Raw genomic sequence first — 16,554 nt, 5'->3', positions numbered from 1 at the left:
ATAAGTGTGCAACATGGGGCTGCATGTGTACAGCCCCGTGATTGGCATAGCTAAGAGAATTAATCCCAGCTGAGGATGACTTTACCTGATTGGCCCGAGCCCATAGCGTCGAAGCCTTTTTGGAAATCATCAATCTTGTAGTGGTGCGTGATGATAGGCGAAATATCTAAGCCAGATTGGATCAAGCTTGCCATCTTGTACCAGGTTTCGAACATTTCACGGCCGTAAATGCCTTTGATGACCAGACCCTTGAAGATCACTTTGCTCCAATCAATCGCCATTTCGCCACCTGGAATGCCGAGCATCGCGATTTTGCCGCCGTGGTTCATGGTATCTAACATGGCGTGGAAGGCTGACGGTACGCCAGACATTTCGAGGCCCACGTCGAACCCTTCGGTCATACCGAGTTCTTTCATCACGTCTTTCAGGTTTTCCTGAGCCACGTTAACTGCGCGGGTAGCACCCATTTTACGAGCTAACTCTAAGCGGTATTCATTAACGTCGGTAATAACCACATGGCGAGCACCAACGTGGCGACATACGGCCGCAGCCATAATACCGATAGGGCCCGCGCCAGTGATTAACACGTCTTCGCCCACTAAGTCGAATGACAGCGCAGTGTGCACCGCGTTACCGAACGGGTCGAAGATAGACGCTAAATCATCGCTGATATCATCGGGAATTTTGAAGGCGTTAAAGGCTGGGATCACTAAGTATTCGGCAAATGAACCTTCGCGGTTTACACCCACACCTGAGGTGTTGCGGCATAAATGGGTGCGACCTGCGCGGCAGTTACGGCAGTGGCCGCAGGTGATATGGCCTTCGCCAGAAACGCGGTCACCAATTTTAAAGCCACGAACTTCTTGACCGATATCAACCACTTCACCCACATATTCGTGACCTACCACCATAGGTACAGGAATGGTTTTTTGTGACCATTCGTCCCAGTTGTAGATGTGCATGTCGGTGCCACAAATGGCGGTCTTTTTAATCTTGATCAGCAGATCGTTGTGGCCCATTTCAGGCTTAGGCGCATCGACTAACCAAATGCCTTTTTCGGCTTTTAACTTGCTTAGTGCTTTCATTTTGTAGGGTCCTAAATAATCGCCATTTCTTTAGCGATACGGGTAAAGGCTTCAATCGCTTTGTCGAGTTGCTCACGGGTGTGTGCCGCCGACATTTGAGTACGAATACGGGCTTGTCCCTTTGGCACTACAGGGAATGAGAAGCCGATAACGTAAATATGTTCTGCTAATAAACGGTTAGCGAAATCGCTCGCCAGTTTGGCATCGCCAATCATCACTGGGATAATCGCGTGGTCGGCGCCGCCTAAGGTAAAGCCTGCCGCTGACATTTTTTCGCGGAAATAACGGCTGTTTTCCCATACGGCTTCACGCAGTGCTTGGCCCGATTTGAGCATCTCTAATACATGGATAGAGGCCGTTACAATCGAAGGCGCCAATGAGTTAGAGAATAGGTAAGGGCGAGAGCGTTGGCGTAACCAGTCGATGACTTCTTTTTTACCTGAAGTGAAACCGCCCGATGCGCCGCCTAAGGCTTTGCCTAAGGTGCCGGTGATAATATCGACACGGCCCATCACGCCACAGTGTTCGTGCGAACCACGGCCGTTGAGGCCAACAAAGCCCACGGCATGTGAGTCATCAACCATGACCAATGCGCCGTATTTATCGGCTAAATCACACACGCCTTGCAGGTTGGCGATCACGCCGTCCATTGAGAATACGCCGTCGGTAGCGATCAGAATATTGCGCGCGCCAGCATCTTTTGCGGCGATCAATTGCGTCTCTAAATCCGCCATATCGTTGTTGGCGTAACGGAAACGTTTGGCCTTACATAAGCGCACGCCATCGATAATAGAGGCATGGTTTAGGGCGTCGGAGATAATCGCATCTTCGGCATCTAACAGGGTTTCAAACAAACCTGCGTTGGCGTCGAAGCAAGAAGAATACAGAATCGTGTCTTCCATGCCGAGGAACTCACTCAGGCTGGCTTCGAGTTGCTTGTGGATGTCTTGGGTTCCACAAATAAAACGGACTGAAGCCATACCAAAGCCGTGGCTGTCTAAGCCTTGCTGTGCGGCTTTAATCAGTTCTGGGTGGTTGGCTAAGCCTAAGTAGTTGTTGGCGCAAAAGTTAACAACTTCTTGGTGATTAACTTGAATGGCAGTCTGTTGCGGTGAGGCAATAACACGCTCGCTTTTATATAAACCTTCGGCTTTAACATCGGCAAGCTGTTGATTAATCTGTGCGTAGAATGAGGTAGAGGCCACCTGATATCTCCTTAGTTAACTTTATTCTGATTCTGGGAGTTGCGGCATTCTAACGCTAAACCCTATCGGCCTACAGCCTTTTTTTCATGCAGGTTAGCTAGATAAATTAGTTTAGGGCTAAAGGGGTTGTTACATTATAAAAACTAATGTGCAACATGGTCGGCTTGAGAGTTGCATCACCGCAGAGGGTATAAATTGAGCCCGCATTTAGCACCTTTAACCTGTTGAGTTTAGTGCTAAATGCGATGGCTTGGGGCAATTAGAGTGAATCTTGGGTCGCTAGCTCGTGGTAGTGCTGCTCTAAACGGCTGAAGGTCGCTTGAGAAGTTGGGGTGGCGTAGGCCTTAAAAATCATCAATACCCGCAGTACACCTTCGTACAGAATGCCTTTAGTGATGGTTGAAGTGCTGGATTGGGTGAGTTGATAACCAATCCAAAAACTCACAATCATCTTAATGGTGTCGGCAAGTTGGGTGATTTTGTCATTGTCGATATTTAAAAAACCATCCTGCTTGAGTTTATCCAGCACGTGGCTCGAACGCGTTAATACTTGTTGCTGCGCCTGCAGATAACGGCTTTTTAATTCTTCATCGCGGGCGAGAATATCAGCCAGATTGGCGTACATAAAACGGAATTGCCACAGGGTGTAAAACATCGCGTCGAAATAGCCGATCAATTGCTCCACATTGACTTGCTCACCTTCATAGGGTTGGAATCCCGATTCGAGGTGCGCCTCGTAGAGACTGAAGATCGAGCGGATAATGTCTTCCTTATTACGGAAGTGATAATAAAGATTCCCGGGACTCATATTCAGGTGAGCGGCAATATGATTGGTGGTGATATTTCGTTCGCCGTGCTCATTGAATAGCTCAAGGCTGGCATAGATGATTTTGTCGCGGGTTTTCATATATTTTCCAAGTGGCTAGTGAACGCTACAAATTGATTAAAGAAGGCTAACCAACGACCGCTACACTGCTGGTAAATTATCCCTAATTTAAAATCGTATGGATTCATCCCAATGAACAAAAATTCAATACGATTGATATCCCCAAACAATCTCAAGAGGCTGAAACTCGTATCTTGAGGACGCTTGGGGATATTATGCTAACATTGCCACTATTCATCAGGCAAAAACTCATAAGCACGATTTTTATGAATCGATTTTTTTACAGTGTGCTGCTTTATCTATTATCCCCTCTGCTCATTGTCTATTTGGCGTTCCGTGCCATTAAAAGCCCTGATTACCGTGGCCGCTGGGGCGAACGCTTCGGATTAACACGACTGGCACCAACGGATTTACTGATCCACTCGGTTTCTATGGGCGAAACGCTGGCGGCGATTCCGTTAATCCGCCAGATCCAACAGGCGCATCCACAGCTTAAGATTACGGTCACAACCTCAAGCCCGACGGGGTCTGCTGAGGTGCGTAAAGCCTTTGGTGATCAAGTACAACATTGCTATTTGCCCTTCGATTTGCTCTGGTGTGTGAACCGCTTTCTGCGCCAGTTATCCCCTAAATGGTGCATCATTATGGAGACTGAGCTGTGGCCGAATCTCGTGGCGCTGGCGGCTAAGCGCGGCGTGCGCTTGATGCTCGCTAATGCCAGGCTGTCGGCTAAATCGGCGGCGCAGTATGCCAAGCGTCCACAGTTGAGTCGCCCCATGTTGCAACGTTTAGATGTGGTTGCGGTGCAGACGCAAGCCGAGGCGCAGCGGTTTATCGACCTTGGGGTGCCTGCTGATAGAGTCACAGTTTGCGGCAGTTTGAAGTTTGATTTAACTATCACCCCTGAACGATTAACCCTAGCGCGAGAGCTTAGGCAGACTTGGGGGAAAGAGGCTGCGCCCGTGTGGGTGGCTGGGAGTGTTCACCCCGGTGAGTTTGATGCCATGCTGAGCGCCCATAAGCAGCTGCTCGCTAAATGGCCAGAGGCGTTATTGGTGATTGCGCCGCGTCATCCTGAGCAGTTTGCGGCGGTGGCCGATGTTGTCGCCAGCCAAGGTTTTGAATTTGTACGCCGTAGTGAAGCTCAAGCGATTACCGCCACGACGCAGGTGCTGGTGGGCGATACCATGGGTGAATTGTTAACCTTCTATGGCGCTGCCGATCAAGCCTTTGTGGGCGGAACGTTAATTGAAAATGGGGGCCATAATCCCTTAGAGCCCGTGGCCATGGGCGTACCTGTGATGGTGGGGCCGAATCATTGGGATTTTGCCCAAATTACCCAAATGTTGGCAGATGCGGGGGGCCTGCGAATTGTGAGTTCAGGCCAAGAGTTGGGTGAGAATTTAATTCAGTATTTTGAGCAACCTGCGTTACGCCAACAAGCCGCTGAAGCAGGCCTTGCTGTGGTAGAGGCTAATCGTGGTGCATTGCAGCGTCAGTTTGCTCTCGCCGAGTCGTTACTCTCGCGCCAAACAGCCTAACGCCGTTTAGGTGATTAGGCTTTGGGGAGCACTGAGTGATAGCCTGAGAGCAGAGCCGTCCAGTCGGCGGGCGTAAAGGCGAGCATAGGCTGTTTTCCTTGTTCTTTATTGAAGGAGCGTAGCAACCTATCAAGGTTCGCCTTCTGCCATTGGACATGGGGCGTTTTGATCTCACCCCGGTCAAAATCAATCAGATAGAAACGTTTTTGTACGCCATCCGCTTGCTGTGGTTGCCACAAAATATTTTTCGCGTTTAAGTCGGCATGGTAAACGCCGCGGCGATGAAATTGGGCAATGGTGGCGCCTAGTGTTTGCCACTGCTCTGGAGTCATAGCGTCTTTGGTTAACTTAGCGACCAAGTCTTCGGCGCCATCGACCCGCTCGATAATAATGTCGGCACGGTAGAACAAGCCATCGCGCACAATATTGGCGGCAATAGGTTTAGGAACCGCAAATTGCTCGCGGTAGAGCAGGTCGAGCAGCCTTAGTTCGCCCATGGCGCGGGTGTTTTCAAGCCCAGTATAGAAGTAGGCATCCTTACTGAATTTCTCCATCAGGCCACCGCGCCAGTAATGTCGCAATACCCAATGGCGCTCGTTAAAGGCCACAAACCAAGTGGTGTAACGTCCCTTGGATGATCCCACTACCGCGGCTTTTTCACGCCAGAAATCCACCGAAAACCAAGCTGGTGTTATGTCTTCAGGCGTATCTTGGCAAAGTGCCATATAGCCATCGGCGGTATTTATGATTTTGATTTGTGCGTTCATGGGAGATTTGTTGACTTAAGCGTGGCACCTGCGGCCATTCTACATTAAGATCCTTAGCTTGCGCCAAATAACCTTAAGAGCTATTCGCTTGAGTTTAAATCCCAACACCATGAATTCTCTCTGCCTGCTTAGGCTATCGGCTATCGGTGACGTCTGTCATGCCGTGGCTATGGTGCAGGCGATTCAACGCCAATATCCCCAGCTCAAAATCACTTGGGTGATAGGCAAACTCGAATACCAACTATTAAAGCACTTGCCCGGTATTGAGTTTGTGATTTTCGATAAATCCCAGGGCTGGCGCAGTTATTTCAACTTGCATAAAGCCTTGAAAGGCAGCCGCTTCGATGTCTTGTTGCACATGCAAGTCGCGCTACGTGCGACCTTAGCCTCCCTCGCGATTTCGGCAAAGGTTCGGGTCGGATTCGACCGTGCCCGCGCCAAAGAAGGTCAATGGCTGGTCACCAATCATAGAGTCGAACCTTTAGCTCAGCCCCATGTGCTGGATGGCTTTATGGGATTCGCCAAGGCGATAGGCGTTAGCGATATCACCCCGAGTTGGAATATTCCAGTCCCTCAAGCGGATACTGAATTTGCCCAGCGCCAGATTGCTGATGGCGAGAAGGTATTAGTGATTTGTGCGGCCGCCAGTAAAGCCGAGCGTAATTGGCTGCCCGAGCGTTATGCCGCCGTGGCGCAACATGCGGTGAATAAGGGGTATCGAGTCATTCTCTGCGGTGGCCCAACAGCACTTGAAAAGACATTGGCCGACGATATTGCCAATGCATGCTCTGCCAAACTCGATAACTTAGTCGGCAAAACCAGTTTGACTCAATTACTGGTTCTGCTGAAACGCGCCAGCCTAGTGCTAGCGCCCGATACGGGCCCTGCACATATGGCGGTCACGCAAGGGACGCCTGTCATAGGTTTATATGCCCATTCCAACCCAGGTCGCACTGGGCCTTATTTATCGCAGCAATATGTGGTGAGCGCTTATCAGGAGGCCATCGCCTCACAACAAAGCGGTGAGGTGAAATGGGGCACCCGTGCCAAGGGCGAGCACCTTATGGCGCTAATTAGTGTCGAAGCCGTGATAGAGAAATTTGATCAGGTTATTCAGCAGACACACAGTTAACCACTGTTAGCCTGTCACCCTGAGTTTTAGATTATCGTTTAGGAGAAAAATCATGCGGATAGCCATAGCCATCGACAGTTTAGCGGGTGGTGGAGCCGAGAAGGTCATGATTACCTTGGCAAAGCAGTTTATTAGCCTAGGGCATGAGCCGCATTTTTTGGTCATGGAAGATAATCGTTATTACGAAACCCCTGACAATTTACCTGTTCATCAATGTTTTGCCGACAAAGATAAAGATTATGATCACTTCGGGCGCTTAGGGGCATCGGTCGATAAGTTACGGGCAAAGATTGCCGAGATTGAGTCCCGAGTCGGTAAGTTCGATCTGTTTTTATCTAATCTTGATAAGACCAATTTGATGATGACCAAAACCGGGGTGACACCACTCTATGTGATTGTACATTCATCGGTTGAAGAAGAATTGAGTCGCCAGTTTAAGTTAGGCCCCTTCGCCTACTATAAGAAACTGCGGGCGAAAAAAGCGCTCAATGGCCAGCATTTGATCACTGTGTCCAACGGCATAGCTAAAGAGATTCGAGCTAAGGGACGTTTGCAGCCTGCATCCATGCGAACTATCTACAATCCATTTGAATTTAATGAGATTGTTGCTCAGTCGCAGCAAGAGAATCCGCAAATTCCTCAGGGTGACTATCTGATCCACGTGGGACGTTTTGCTAAACAGAAGCGCCACGATGTGTTGTTTGAGGCCCTTAAACAGACCCAAAATCAACTGCCTGTGGTGCTGTTATGCCATAACCACAAGAAGGCGATTAAAGCGGCGAAGAAATTCGGCATCGAGAAGCGCTTAATCATTCCTGGATTCCAGAGTAATCCTTTTCCTTGGATCAAAGGTGCGAAAGCGCTGGTGCTGAGCTCCGATTTCGAAGGATTACCGACGGTATTAATCGAATCCTTAGCCTGCGGCACGCCAGTGGTCAGTACCGATTGCCCACACGGGCCTAATGAGATTTTGACCGGAAATTTGGCTCCCTATCTCGTGCCCCGTCGCAATCCTGCGGCCTTGGCGAAGATGATTGACGCCGTGGTCGCGCAGCCGCCATCCCTCGACAATGTGGAGATTTTAGCTAAGGTGGATGCGACCGCGATTGCCGAACAATATCTCGCGCTGGCGAAATAATTTACCCGAGGAGAAAGCGGTGGAAGCGCGTAAATCAAATAAAAGACGTTATTTGTTCTACATCGCACAGAACTATTCCTATGCGATGCTAAGGCCGCTGCAGCAAGTGATTCTGGCGCGTGGCGATGAGGCGTGTTGGTTCCTCGAGGGCCGTGAGGTCGACCCCAAATTCCTTAAAGCGGATGAAAAACGCTTACCCGATATCGATGCCGTTAAGGCATGGAAACCCGATGCCGTGTTCGTGCCGGGTAACGTAGTGCCAAGTTTTATCCCTGGGGTTAAAGTGGGGGTGTTCCACGGTTTTAATGCGGGCAAAATGAATCATAAGGGGCGAGAAGATCACTTCGAAATCCGTGATTGTTTTGACCTGTATTGCACCCAAGGACCGGCGACAACGCTACCTTTCCTTGAGCTAGAGAAAAAAATCGGCACCTTTACTGTGGCCGAAACGGGCTGGCCAGCACTCGATCCTTTATTTATTGAAAATAAAGATAATCCTTACATTAAGCCCGATGATCCACGGCCAGTAGTGCTGTTTTGCTCGACATTCTCCCCCAGTCTGACCTGTGCGCCTGAGGTATTCGAGCAGATTAAAGCCCTGTCGCAAAAGAGCCAGTGGCGCTGGCTGGTACAATTCCATCCTAAGATGAAGCCAAGTATTGTTGAGCAATACAAGACTCTCGAAAATGAGAATCTCCAGTTTGTGGAAACCGACAACGTGATCCCGCTCTTGCAGGCGGGGGATGTGATGCTCTGCGATACTTCTTCGATTTTATTGATGTTTTTAATGCAGCGTAAGCCAGTGGTGACCTTTAAAAATCAGTCACCGAAGGCGCATTTAATCGATATTAACCGAGTCGAAGAGATTGAACCTGCACTCACGAGAGCGCTGAGCCGCCCCGATGATTTGATGGCGCATATCCATGATTATTGCAATCAAATCCACCCCACGGGAGATGGTCTGTCTAGCCAGCGTGTACTCGCGGCAACCGATGCTCTGATCGATAAGGGAACCGCTTGGCTGAAACCTAAGCCATTGAACCTACTGCGACACTTTAAAATGCGCCGCAAGTTAGGCTATTGGAAGTTAATATAGCTACTATTGGAATATCTTAATGAATATCAAAGAATTTTTTTCTAATTTTTTTACTAAATACACTAATGAATTTACAAAAATTGATGAGATTAAATGTAATCCAAATGTAATCGTTAATGCTAACTTACAGATTGGTGACTATATTTCAATCTCGCCAATTATTGACGCTGTGATTTACAGATGGCCTGCTTCAAAGATTTATGTTGTATGTTCGAGCGTTGATTATGATTTGGTAAAATGTGATCCCAGAGTCATTGCTATTAAGTATCCTCCAAAAAAGCAATCATGGAAGTATTATCGTCATTCTAAAATGTTGTCCAGAGAAATTGGTAGCATTGATTTATTAATTGAGCCTTGTAAGTTAAATCGTAGCTATAGGTCCATTATTGGTTTTTTGTTCAAACCAAAATTAACAATTGGTCTGTATTGGGATAAGTATTCTTGTATATCAAAACCAGTAATAAATCGTGATATTCTTAGGACAACCTCAATATCAAAACCTAGAATGTTTAGTTTGATGATGGAGTCGTATGGCTTTGTTGCAATCAATGATAACTATAAGTTGTTTGAAAGTGACAGGTCTATAACAAAAGTTGAGGGTTATTTAATTAAGCATAAGATATCTGATTATCTGGTGGTAAATCCGTTTGCTTCAACCTATAAGAGAACGTTGTCATTAGAAGCAGTAAGAGTTATATTGTCACATTTGGAAGATAATTTTGAAAATATATTAATATTAATCCCTCCATATATCAAAAATTTAAATGAATGGAAGAGTTTGGATGGGAATATCTATTTCCCAACAATAGAAAACTTTATGGACTCAGTCTCTTTTGTTAGAAGATCTTCAATAGTCCTTTCTGTCGACACCTCTATTGTGCATGTATCAAGTGCTTTTGATAAGCCTATAGTTGCATTATTTAGGGAGCAAGATATACAGACTTCAAACTGGTTGCCAAGATCTAAACGTCATTCAGTGTTGAACATGAATGCATCCGGTGAAAAGATAGCAAATAAGCTAATTACTATTAAAAGGAATTTTTAGTTCTTTATGCAATAATTATCCAAATGAGTACTCTAAATAGATTGAGTACTCATTTCTAAATTTTATTCCGTTAAGTTAATATATTGAGCTGCAATATATTGGCTGTCTACGGCCTTTAATATTTCTAGATTGTCTAAAGCGGGTGGTGAGGCCAAACATTCTAGTGCCTTTTGTGCCAACAGCGCGGGTTGGCGAACGGGGACGAGATATTGGGCTAAATGCCCTGTGAGAATTTCATTGGGCCCGTGTGGGCAATCGGTACTGACGACAGGTGTGCCACAAGCTAAAGACTCAATCACTACTGTCGGTAAGCCTTCAAAATCTGAGCTGAGTAACATCAACTCGGCTTTGGCAATCCAAGCGTAGGGATTGTGTTGAAACCCTGGCGTGATGATTCTGTGTTCGACACCGTATTTCTTAGCGAGTTTGCGTGCCTTTTTGGGGCGGTTGCACAGCAGGACAAGCTTAGGGGCCGTTGGCATATCCCTGAGTGCCTTAAATAAAATGTCGTGGCGTTTTTGCCGTGTCACGCGGCCGACATGGATCATATAAGGCTCACTTGGGAGCTCGGCAATTTCTTCCTGAGTCTTCTTGCGGATTTCTTCCAATCGAAAGGGATTGTAGATGGTCTGAACGCTTTGTGGCTTCAGCCAAGAAGTGGCTCTGAGCTCATCGGCAATCCCATTGGAAACCGTGATGATCTTTTTACCAATCAGTGCCTTGGCCTTTTTCCAGCGACGCCAGAAATGCACTGGACCACGCTTTAATTCCATCAAGAGTTCTTGCTTAAGGGCGCAGTGGCAAAAGTAATAGCAAGGATCGAAATCGCAGCCGGAAACAACGACATCGCAATCGGTCGAGTTACTTAAGAATAGCGAGAACTTACCCGATTGTTCCGCTTCGGCCACCTTGGCCTGCAGGCGTTGTCTTTGCTCCTGTAGGCTTGGCTTTTGACCGGCGTCATACAGGTAATGAATCGTCACATTTTCTGGTGGCATAAAATCCCCCTCTTTATGGAACACAAAGAGGTGAACATCTTGCCCGGCTTCTTGCAGCACTTCGGCCTGAGATAAGGCGACTTTTACTGTACCGTTAGAGAAAAAGTTATGGCAAAAAATGGCGATTTTTTTCATATAAGTGCTCTGATTACGTGGACTTAATCGGTTGTGGTGTGGTTTCAATCCATCGAGGTTGGACGAAAAGCCGCTGCCTACTTAAGCCAATATATAGCGAGTCGGCATTATATCAGTTCATGCCTTTACATGGGCTTAATCCGAGGAATTCTTGCCAGTATTTCAATTTTTAACGGGATTTTCAGCGGTTTTTATCGGGATGATTCACTCAAGTGGCTAAAACGAGTAGACTGGCGGCAATGATTTTTGGGTATCTATCTGAGTTGAGTCAGCAAAGTGCATACAAGAGCGATTTATCCTGGGACTTTCGATCCCATTACCAATGGTCATGCCGATTTGATTGAGCGTGCGGCTAAGTTGTTTAAGCATGTGATTATTGGCATTGCGGCCAATCCATCTAAGCAGCCAAGGTTTACTCTCGAGGAGCGCGTTGAGTTGGTAAACCGCGTCACAGCCCATTTGGATAATGTGGAAGTGGTTGGTTTTTCGGGCCTGCTGGTGGATTTTGCCAAGGAACAGCGTGCGAGCGTGCTGGTGCGTGGTTTGCGTGCGGTTTCCGACTTTGAGTATGAATTCCAATTGGCCAACATGAATCGCAGATTAAGCCCTGATCTTGAGAGCGTGTTTTTAACACCGGCTGAAGAAAACTCTTTTATTTCTTCCACCTTAGTGAAGGAAGTCGCGCTGCATGGCGGCGATGTGAGTCAATTTGTACACCCTGAGGTGGCAAGCGCGTTGACCGCCAAGCTTAACCTCGCAAAAGCCTGATAAGGCTGAGTATTTCCATAAAACCTTTGAGGCATCAGGCCTCGCGATGATAATGAAAAGGATGTTATGAAGGCTTTTTTGACCCCCACTATCCTCGCTGCTAGCGTTGCATCTGGTTTACTGTTTTCTGCTTCCGTTGCTGCCGCCCCTTGGGTGGATGCCTCGGACATTTATTTAAGAGCCGATATTCAAGCACTGGCCGATGCGGGCGTGATCCGTGTGCCAGTGAATACCTTTCCCTTGATGTGGTCTGGTATTGGTGGCGACTTAGCGAAAGTCGAACCCGAGCTATTGTCTCCCCGATTAGTGCAAGCCTTTGCCCGAGTTAACTTTTACTATCAAAATGCCGTCGATAATCGCGGCAATGCTAGGGTTAAACTCTCGGGGGCGACCGATCCCGCTCGCTTCCAGCATTATGGCTCCGACTACCGTGAAAAGGGTGAGGCTAAAGCCTCATACGAATACTTAGGCTCACGTGTGGCCTATAAAACCACAGTTGCTGAGACCTACGATCCGCAAGATAACAAAAACTTCCGTCTCGATGAGTCTTATTTTGCTGTAATCATGGGTAACTGGATTGCAACCTTAGGTACGGTTGAGCAATGGTGGGGGCCGGGATTTGACTCGGCATTGCATCGCTCTAACAATGCGCGCCCTATGCAGTCACTGTCGCTCAGCCGTAATAATGCCGCCGCCTTCGAAACGCCATGGTTATCTTGGATTGGGCCTTGGACCTTCAAGACCGGTTTTAGCATGGCTGAAAAAGAGCGTGCCGTGCCTAAAATGGCTGAATGGGATATGCGTTTCACCGCCAAACCCCTTCAGCAGCTAGAAATAGGCTTATCTTGGTCAACACTATTTTGTGGTGAAGGGCAGAATTGCGACTTCGATTCTTGGTGGGACTCGGTGGCAAGCAATGCGGTGTGCATCGACGGTTCGGATTCTTGCTTGGCCGATCAACGCCGTGATGCGGGCCATAGAACCCAGAGTATCGATTTACGTTATGCCGACACTTGGCAGGATATTCCCGTTGGTTTGTACCTTGAGCATAGCTGTGAAAACGGCAGCGATTGCGGCTCACTTTGGGGGATAGATACCCATTTCGGCACATCGGGTAAGCAGTTCAAGCTATTCATGGAATACTCGGATACCTTTGTCGAGTGTGATGGCAAGCCTAACTGCTTCTATGAAGATCCTGTTTACCTCAGTGGAGCGCGTTACTACGGCAGAGCCTTAGGTTCGACCTATGATAGCGATGCCCAAGTCTTTGTGTTTGGTTTGGTTGGTCAGTTCCATAACAGCCGCGGTTTTACCTCGCTCCTGCGTTATGCCAAGTTGAATAAAGACGGCATCAACGTGGCGACCACATGGGCGCCACAGCCACCGAAGGAAGACTTACTGATGCTGGAACTTTCTTACCGTATGCCGGTGTGGAAGGGCATGTGGAGTCTGGGCGGTACAGTATCGAGATCGGAATTTGATGTACAAGAAAACGATACTAATGCGACTTTCTTCAGCAGTTTTGAATACCGTTTTTAAGCGCTAATCCAACAAAAAGGCCTGCTAATCAACAGGCCTTTTTGTTTTCTCAGAGAGCTTACTTCGCATAAAACGTGCGGTACCACTCGACAAATCTGCCCACCCCGGTATTGATATCCACTTGGGGTTTATAACCCACCGCCTTGAACAGGTCTTCGGTATCGGCCCAAGTGGAATGCACATCACCGGGCTGCATGGGTAAGAATTGTTTGTTAGCCTCAATGCCGAGTGCACTTTCGAGTGCGGTAATAAAATCCAGCAATTGCACAGGGCTGCCATTGCCTATGTTGAATACGCGATAGGGTGCGCTGCTATTAGCAGGTGTACCAGTTTCTACACGCCAGTCCGGTGTGGGGCGAGGAGGTTTGTCTTGTACCCTGATGATGCCCTCAACGATATCGTCGATATAGGTGAAATCACGGCTGAGATCGCCATGGTTATACACATCGATAGAGTCGCCTGCGAGAATGGCTTTTGTGAATTTAAACAAGGCCATATCCGGTCGTCCCCAGGGGCCATACACGGTAAAAAAGCGCAAGCCTGTGGTGGGTAACTGATAGAGATGTGAGTAAGTGTGCGACATTAACTCGTTGGCTTTCTTGGTCGCTGCATACAGGGATATCGGATGATCGACACTGTCCTCGGTCGAAAATGGCATCTTTTGATTCAAACCATACACAGAGGATGAAGAGGCATAGACTAGATGCTCAATCTTATGGTGGCGACAGCCCTCTAAAATCGTGAGATGCCCAACTAAATTGCTATCTGCATAGGCGAGGGGATTATCGAGGGAGTAGCGCACCCCAGCCTGTGCGGCGAGATGAATAACTCGTTGAAAACCTTGTTCTGCAAACAATGCTGCTATGCCGTCTCTGTCTGCTAAGTCCAGTTTGATAAAACGGAAATTGCATAAGGCCTCGAGCGGTGCAAGTCGGGCTAGCTTTAGCCCAACATCATAATAGTCATTGAGGTTATCGATACCGACAACCTCATGGCCCTGTGCGCAGAGGCGCTCACTGACTTTAGCGCCGATAAATCCGGCGGCGCCTGTGACTAAGTATTTCATAGTAAACCTTTATATTTTGGACGCTTAGTCGTGATGGAACAGATCCCGGGTGTACACCTTAGCGGCGACATCTTCGAGTTCATTGGCCATACGGTTAGAAATAATCACATCGCACATGGCTTTAAATTCGTGTAAATCGCGGATCACCTTCGAGTTAAAAAACTCGTCTTCCTTGAGTACTGGCTCATAGACCACGACTTCGATGCCCTTTGCCTTAATGCGTTTCATCACACCTTGTACCGCCGAGGCGCGGAAGTTGTCTGAGTCGGATTTCATGATTAAGCGATAGATCCCCACTCGCTTCGGTTGCTTACTGATAATCGCGTTGGCGATAAAATCTTTGCGGGTCGTGTTGGAATCTACAATGGCGCTGATGAGATTGTTAGGCACATCGTTATAGTTGGCCAGCAATTGCTTAGTGTCCTTGGGCAGGCAGTAACCGCCATAACCGAAGGACGGATTGTTATAGTAATCGCCGATGCGCGGATCTAAGCATACGCCTTCGATAATCTGACGGGTGTTGAGCCCTCGACTCTCCGCATAGGTGTCCAACTCATTAAAGTAGGCGACGCGCATAGCTAAAAAAGTGTTGGCAAACAACTTAATCGCCTCGGCCTCAGTGCTGTCTGTGAGTAAAATCGGAATATCTTGCTTAATGGCGGCGCGAGCAAGCAGATCGGCAAAGGCTTGGGCGCGCTCGGAACGTTCACCCACTATGATCCGCGAGGGGTGCAGGTTATCGTAAAGCGCCTTACCTTCGCGCAAAAACTCAGGCGAAAATAAGATATTGTCACTGTTGAGTTTACTTCTCAGCCCTTCGGTAAAACCCACTGGCACAGTCGATTTGATGACAATGGTGGTGTCAGGATTCAGGGCGAGCACTTCCTTCGCCACCCGTTCGACCGACTGAGTATTAAAGTAGTTGGTTTGTGGGTCGTAATCCGTAGGAGTGGCTATGATGACAAAATCGGCTTCTTTAACGACGCTTTTGTCGCTCGTGGCACTGAGATTTAAGGCTTTATGCTGCAGGTATTCTTCAATCAGACTGTCGGCGACCGTTGGTTTACGCGCATTAACTAACGCGATGCGCTCGGGCATCAAATCAATCGCTACTACATGGTTTTGCTGGGCGAGTAAAACCGCGTTCGATAGGCCAACATAGCCCATTCCAACTACCACTATGTTCATAGGTTTTATACAGTTTGGCATTTTGTTTCTCAAACTAGCATTTTCTGCTGAGATAGAATACGTCATTTCAATGAGATCCACAGTTCCAAATTAAGTGCTCTTTTCTCGATTTTCACCCGTATACAATGCTGGGCTCGCGTTCCGTTTAATTCATAACATCCTATCAATGCAGATTTTTGTTTGCCACAATCCTATGTTACCGTACTCATGGTTATTAAGCTTGGAGCCTTAACGTGATTTCAGTCGTGATCCCCGCCAAAGATGAAGTGGGCAATATTGGCCCATTAATGAAAGAGATATGCCAAGCCCTGCAAGGGTTGACTGAGTTTGAAATACTTGTCGTTGACGACGGTAGTCAGGACGACACTTTTGGTGAGGTGATGCACACTGCTGAGGTGATGCAATGCGATGCCAAAGCCATTCGTCACGAGCGCAGTACGGGCCAAAGTACCGCTATTTCCACTGGCGTTTTACATGCCCGCGGTAAATACATCGTCACCTTAGATGCCGACGGGCAAAACGACCCTGCGGATATTCCCGCCATGTTGGCCCAATTGCCGCAAATTCATGCCGAACACTTTTGTATTGCAGGCTATCGCAAAAACCGCAAAGACACGGCGTGGAAGCGCTTCCAGTCCCGCTTTGCCAATAAAGTGCGTGATGCACTGTTACACGATGGCGTACCCGATACCGGATGTGGCCTAAAACTCTTCCCCCGTGAAACCTTCTTGCGTATGCCTTACTTCGACCATATGCACAGATATATCCCAGCACTGGTGCGCCGCATGGGTGGCGAAGTGTTTATTTCTGTGGTTAATCATAGGGATCGCCAAGTAGGCGTGTCTAAATATACCGCTTGGAATCGGGTCTGGGTCGGGATTGTCGACATCATGGGCGTCATGTGGCTCGGTCGCAGGGCGAAAATCGCTAAGGTCGCCCGTAGCGAAACCAGCTGGCACGATTAA

General features: G+C 48.0%; 15 protein-coding genes. 8 read left to right on the top strand and 7 right to left on the bottom strand.

Annotation, left to right across the window (positions count from 1 at the left end):
• Nucleotides 1-59: 59 nt before the first annotated feature.
• The 3 genes from tdh to CF168_RS20700 form a co-directional block, all read right to left on the bottom strand.
• On the bottom strand, nucleotides 60-1,085 hold the full coding sequence (gene tdh, locus CF168_RS20710; protein ID WP_011627691.1) for an L-threonine 3-dehydrogenase: 1,026 nt from the start codon (nucleotides 1,083-1,085) through the stop codon (nucleotides 60-62).
• An 11-nt stretch (nucleotides 1,086-1,096) separates the two neighbouring features.
• On the bottom strand, nucleotides 1,097-2,290 hold the full coding sequence (locus CF168_RS20705) for a glycine C-acetyltransferase (protein ID WP_011627690.1): 1,194 nt from the start codon (nucleotides 2,288-2,290) through the stop codon (nucleotides 1,097-1,099).
• A 259-nt stretch (nucleotides 2,291-2,549) separates the two neighbouring features.
• Nucleotides 2,550-3,197: a TetR/AcrR family transcriptional regulator gene (locus tag CF168_RS20700; RefSeq protein WP_011624620.1), complete on the bottom strand. Its 648-nt coding sequence runs from the start codon at nucleotides 3,195-3,197 to the stop codon at nucleotides 2,550-2,552.
• A 245-nt stretch (nucleotides 3,198-3,442) separates the two neighbouring features.
• On the opposite strand from CF168_RS20700, the gene waaA reads away from it, so the two are divergent.
• Nucleotides 3,443-4,717: a lipid IV(A) 3-deoxy-D-manno-octulosonic acid transferase gene (waaA, locus tag CF168_RS20695; RefSeq protein ID WP_089068856.1), complete on the top strand. Its 1,275-nt coding sequence runs from the start codon at nucleotides 3,443-3,445 to the stop codon at nucleotides 4,715-4,717.
• Nucleotides 4,718-4,731: 14 nt separating this feature from the next.
• Here waaA and CF168_RS20690 read toward each other — a convergent pair whose 3' ends face one another.
• A complete protein-coding gene (locus CF168_RS20690) occupies nucleotides 4,732-5,484 on the bottom strand; it encodes a 3-deoxy-D-manno-octulosonic acid kinase (RefSeq protein WP_089068855.1) in 753 nt (250 codons plus the stop codon).
• Nucleotides 5,485-5,572: 88 nt separating this feature from the next.
• Here CF168_RS20690 and CF168_RS20685 point away from each other — a divergent pair, with 88 nt between their 5' ends.
• From CF168_RS20685 to CF168_RS20670, 4 genes are read left to right on the top strand one after another with little or no spacing between them, the layout of a single operon-like run.
• The gene (locus tag CF168_RS20685) at nucleotides 5,573-6,616 is read left to right on the top strand and encodes a glycosyltransferase family 9 protein (protein ID WP_089068854.1); all 1,044 of its coding nucleotides are present in this window, start codon (nucleotides 5,573-5,575) and stop codon (nucleotides 6,614-6,616) included.
• Nucleotides 6,617-6,668: 52 nt separating this feature from the next.
• Nucleotides 6,669-7,754 carry a glycosyltransferase gene (locus CF168_RS20680; RefSeq protein WP_089068853.1) on the top strand — a complete coding sequence of 362 codons (1,086 nt, stop codon included), beginning with the start codon at nucleotides 6,669-6,671 and terminating at the stop codon, nucleotides 7,752-7,754.
• A gap of 19 nt (nucleotides 7,755-7,773) precedes the next feature.
• Complete coding sequence (locus tag CF168_RS20675) at nucleotides 7,774-8,850, top strand: CDP-glycerol glycerophosphotransferase family protein (RefSeq protein WP_089068852.1); 1,077 nt, start codon at nucleotides 7,774-7,776, stop codon at nucleotides 8,848-8,850.
• Nucleotides 8,851-8,869: 19 nt separating this feature from the next.
• Nucleotides 8,870-9,895, top strand: a complete 1,026-nt coding sequence (locus CF168_RS20670) for a glycosyltransferase family 9 protein (protein WP_089068851.1) — start codon at nucleotides 8,870-8,872, stop codon at nucleotides 9,893-9,895.
• 62 nt (nucleotides 9,896-9,957) lie between these two features.
• Here CF168_RS20670 and CF168_RS20665 read toward each other — a convergent pair whose 3' ends face one another.
• Complete coding sequence (locus tag CF168_RS20665) at nucleotides 9,958-11,028, bottom strand: glycosyltransferase (protein WP_089068850.1); 1,071 nt, start codon at nucleotides 11,026-11,028, stop codon at nucleotides 9,958-9,960.
• A 276-nt stretch (nucleotides 11,029-11,304) separates the two neighbouring features.
• On the opposite strand from CF168_RS20665, the gene coaD reads away from it, so the two are divergent.
• Nucleotides 11,305-11,796, top strand: coding sequence for a pantetheine-phosphate adenylyltransferase (gene coaD, locus CF168_RS20660; protein WP_011718800.1), 492 nt, complete (start codon nucleotides 11,305-11,307; stop codon nucleotides 11,794-11,796).
• 66 nt (nucleotides 11,797-11,862) lie between these two features.
• A complete protein-coding gene (locus CF168_RS20655) occupies nucleotides 11,863-13,335 on the top strand; it encodes a capsule assembly Wzi family protein (RefSeq protein ID WP_037428323.1) in 1,473 nt (490 codons plus the stop codon).
• 58 nt (nucleotides 13,336-13,393) lie between these two features.
• On the opposite strand, the gene CF168_RS20650 is transcribed toward CF168_RS20655, so the two are convergent.
• On the bottom strand, nucleotides 13,394-14,401 hold the full coding sequence (locus CF168_RS20650; protein WP_089068849.1) for an NAD-dependent epimerase: 1,008 nt from the start codon (nucleotides 14,399-14,401) through the stop codon (nucleotides 13,394-13,396).
• A gap of 24 nt (nucleotides 14,402-14,425) precedes the next feature.
• Nucleotides 14,426-15,589: a nucleotide sugar dehydrogenase gene (locus CF168_RS20645; RefSeq protein WP_037428384.1), complete on the bottom strand. Its 1,164-nt coding sequence runs from the start codon at nucleotides 15,587-15,589 to the stop codon at nucleotides 14,426-14,428.
• Nucleotides 15,590-15,822: 233 nt separating this feature from the next.
• On the opposite strand from CF168_RS20645, the gene CF168_RS20640 reads away from it, so the two are divergent.
• Nucleotides 15,823-16,554: a glycosyltransferase family 2 protein gene (locus CF168_RS20640; protein WP_011624605.1), complete on the top strand. Its 732-nt coding sequence runs from the start codon at nucleotides 15,823-15,825 to the stop codon at nucleotides 16,552-16,554.

The sequence above is a fragment of the Shewanella bicestrii genome (genome assembly GCF_002216875.1).
In the GTDB taxonomy this organism is placed as follows: Bacteria; Pseudomonadota; Gammaproteobacteria; order Enterobacterales; family Shewanellaceae; genus Shewanella; species Shewanella seohaensis.
This window is presented reverse-complemented; position numbering and strand designations above follow the sequence as displayed.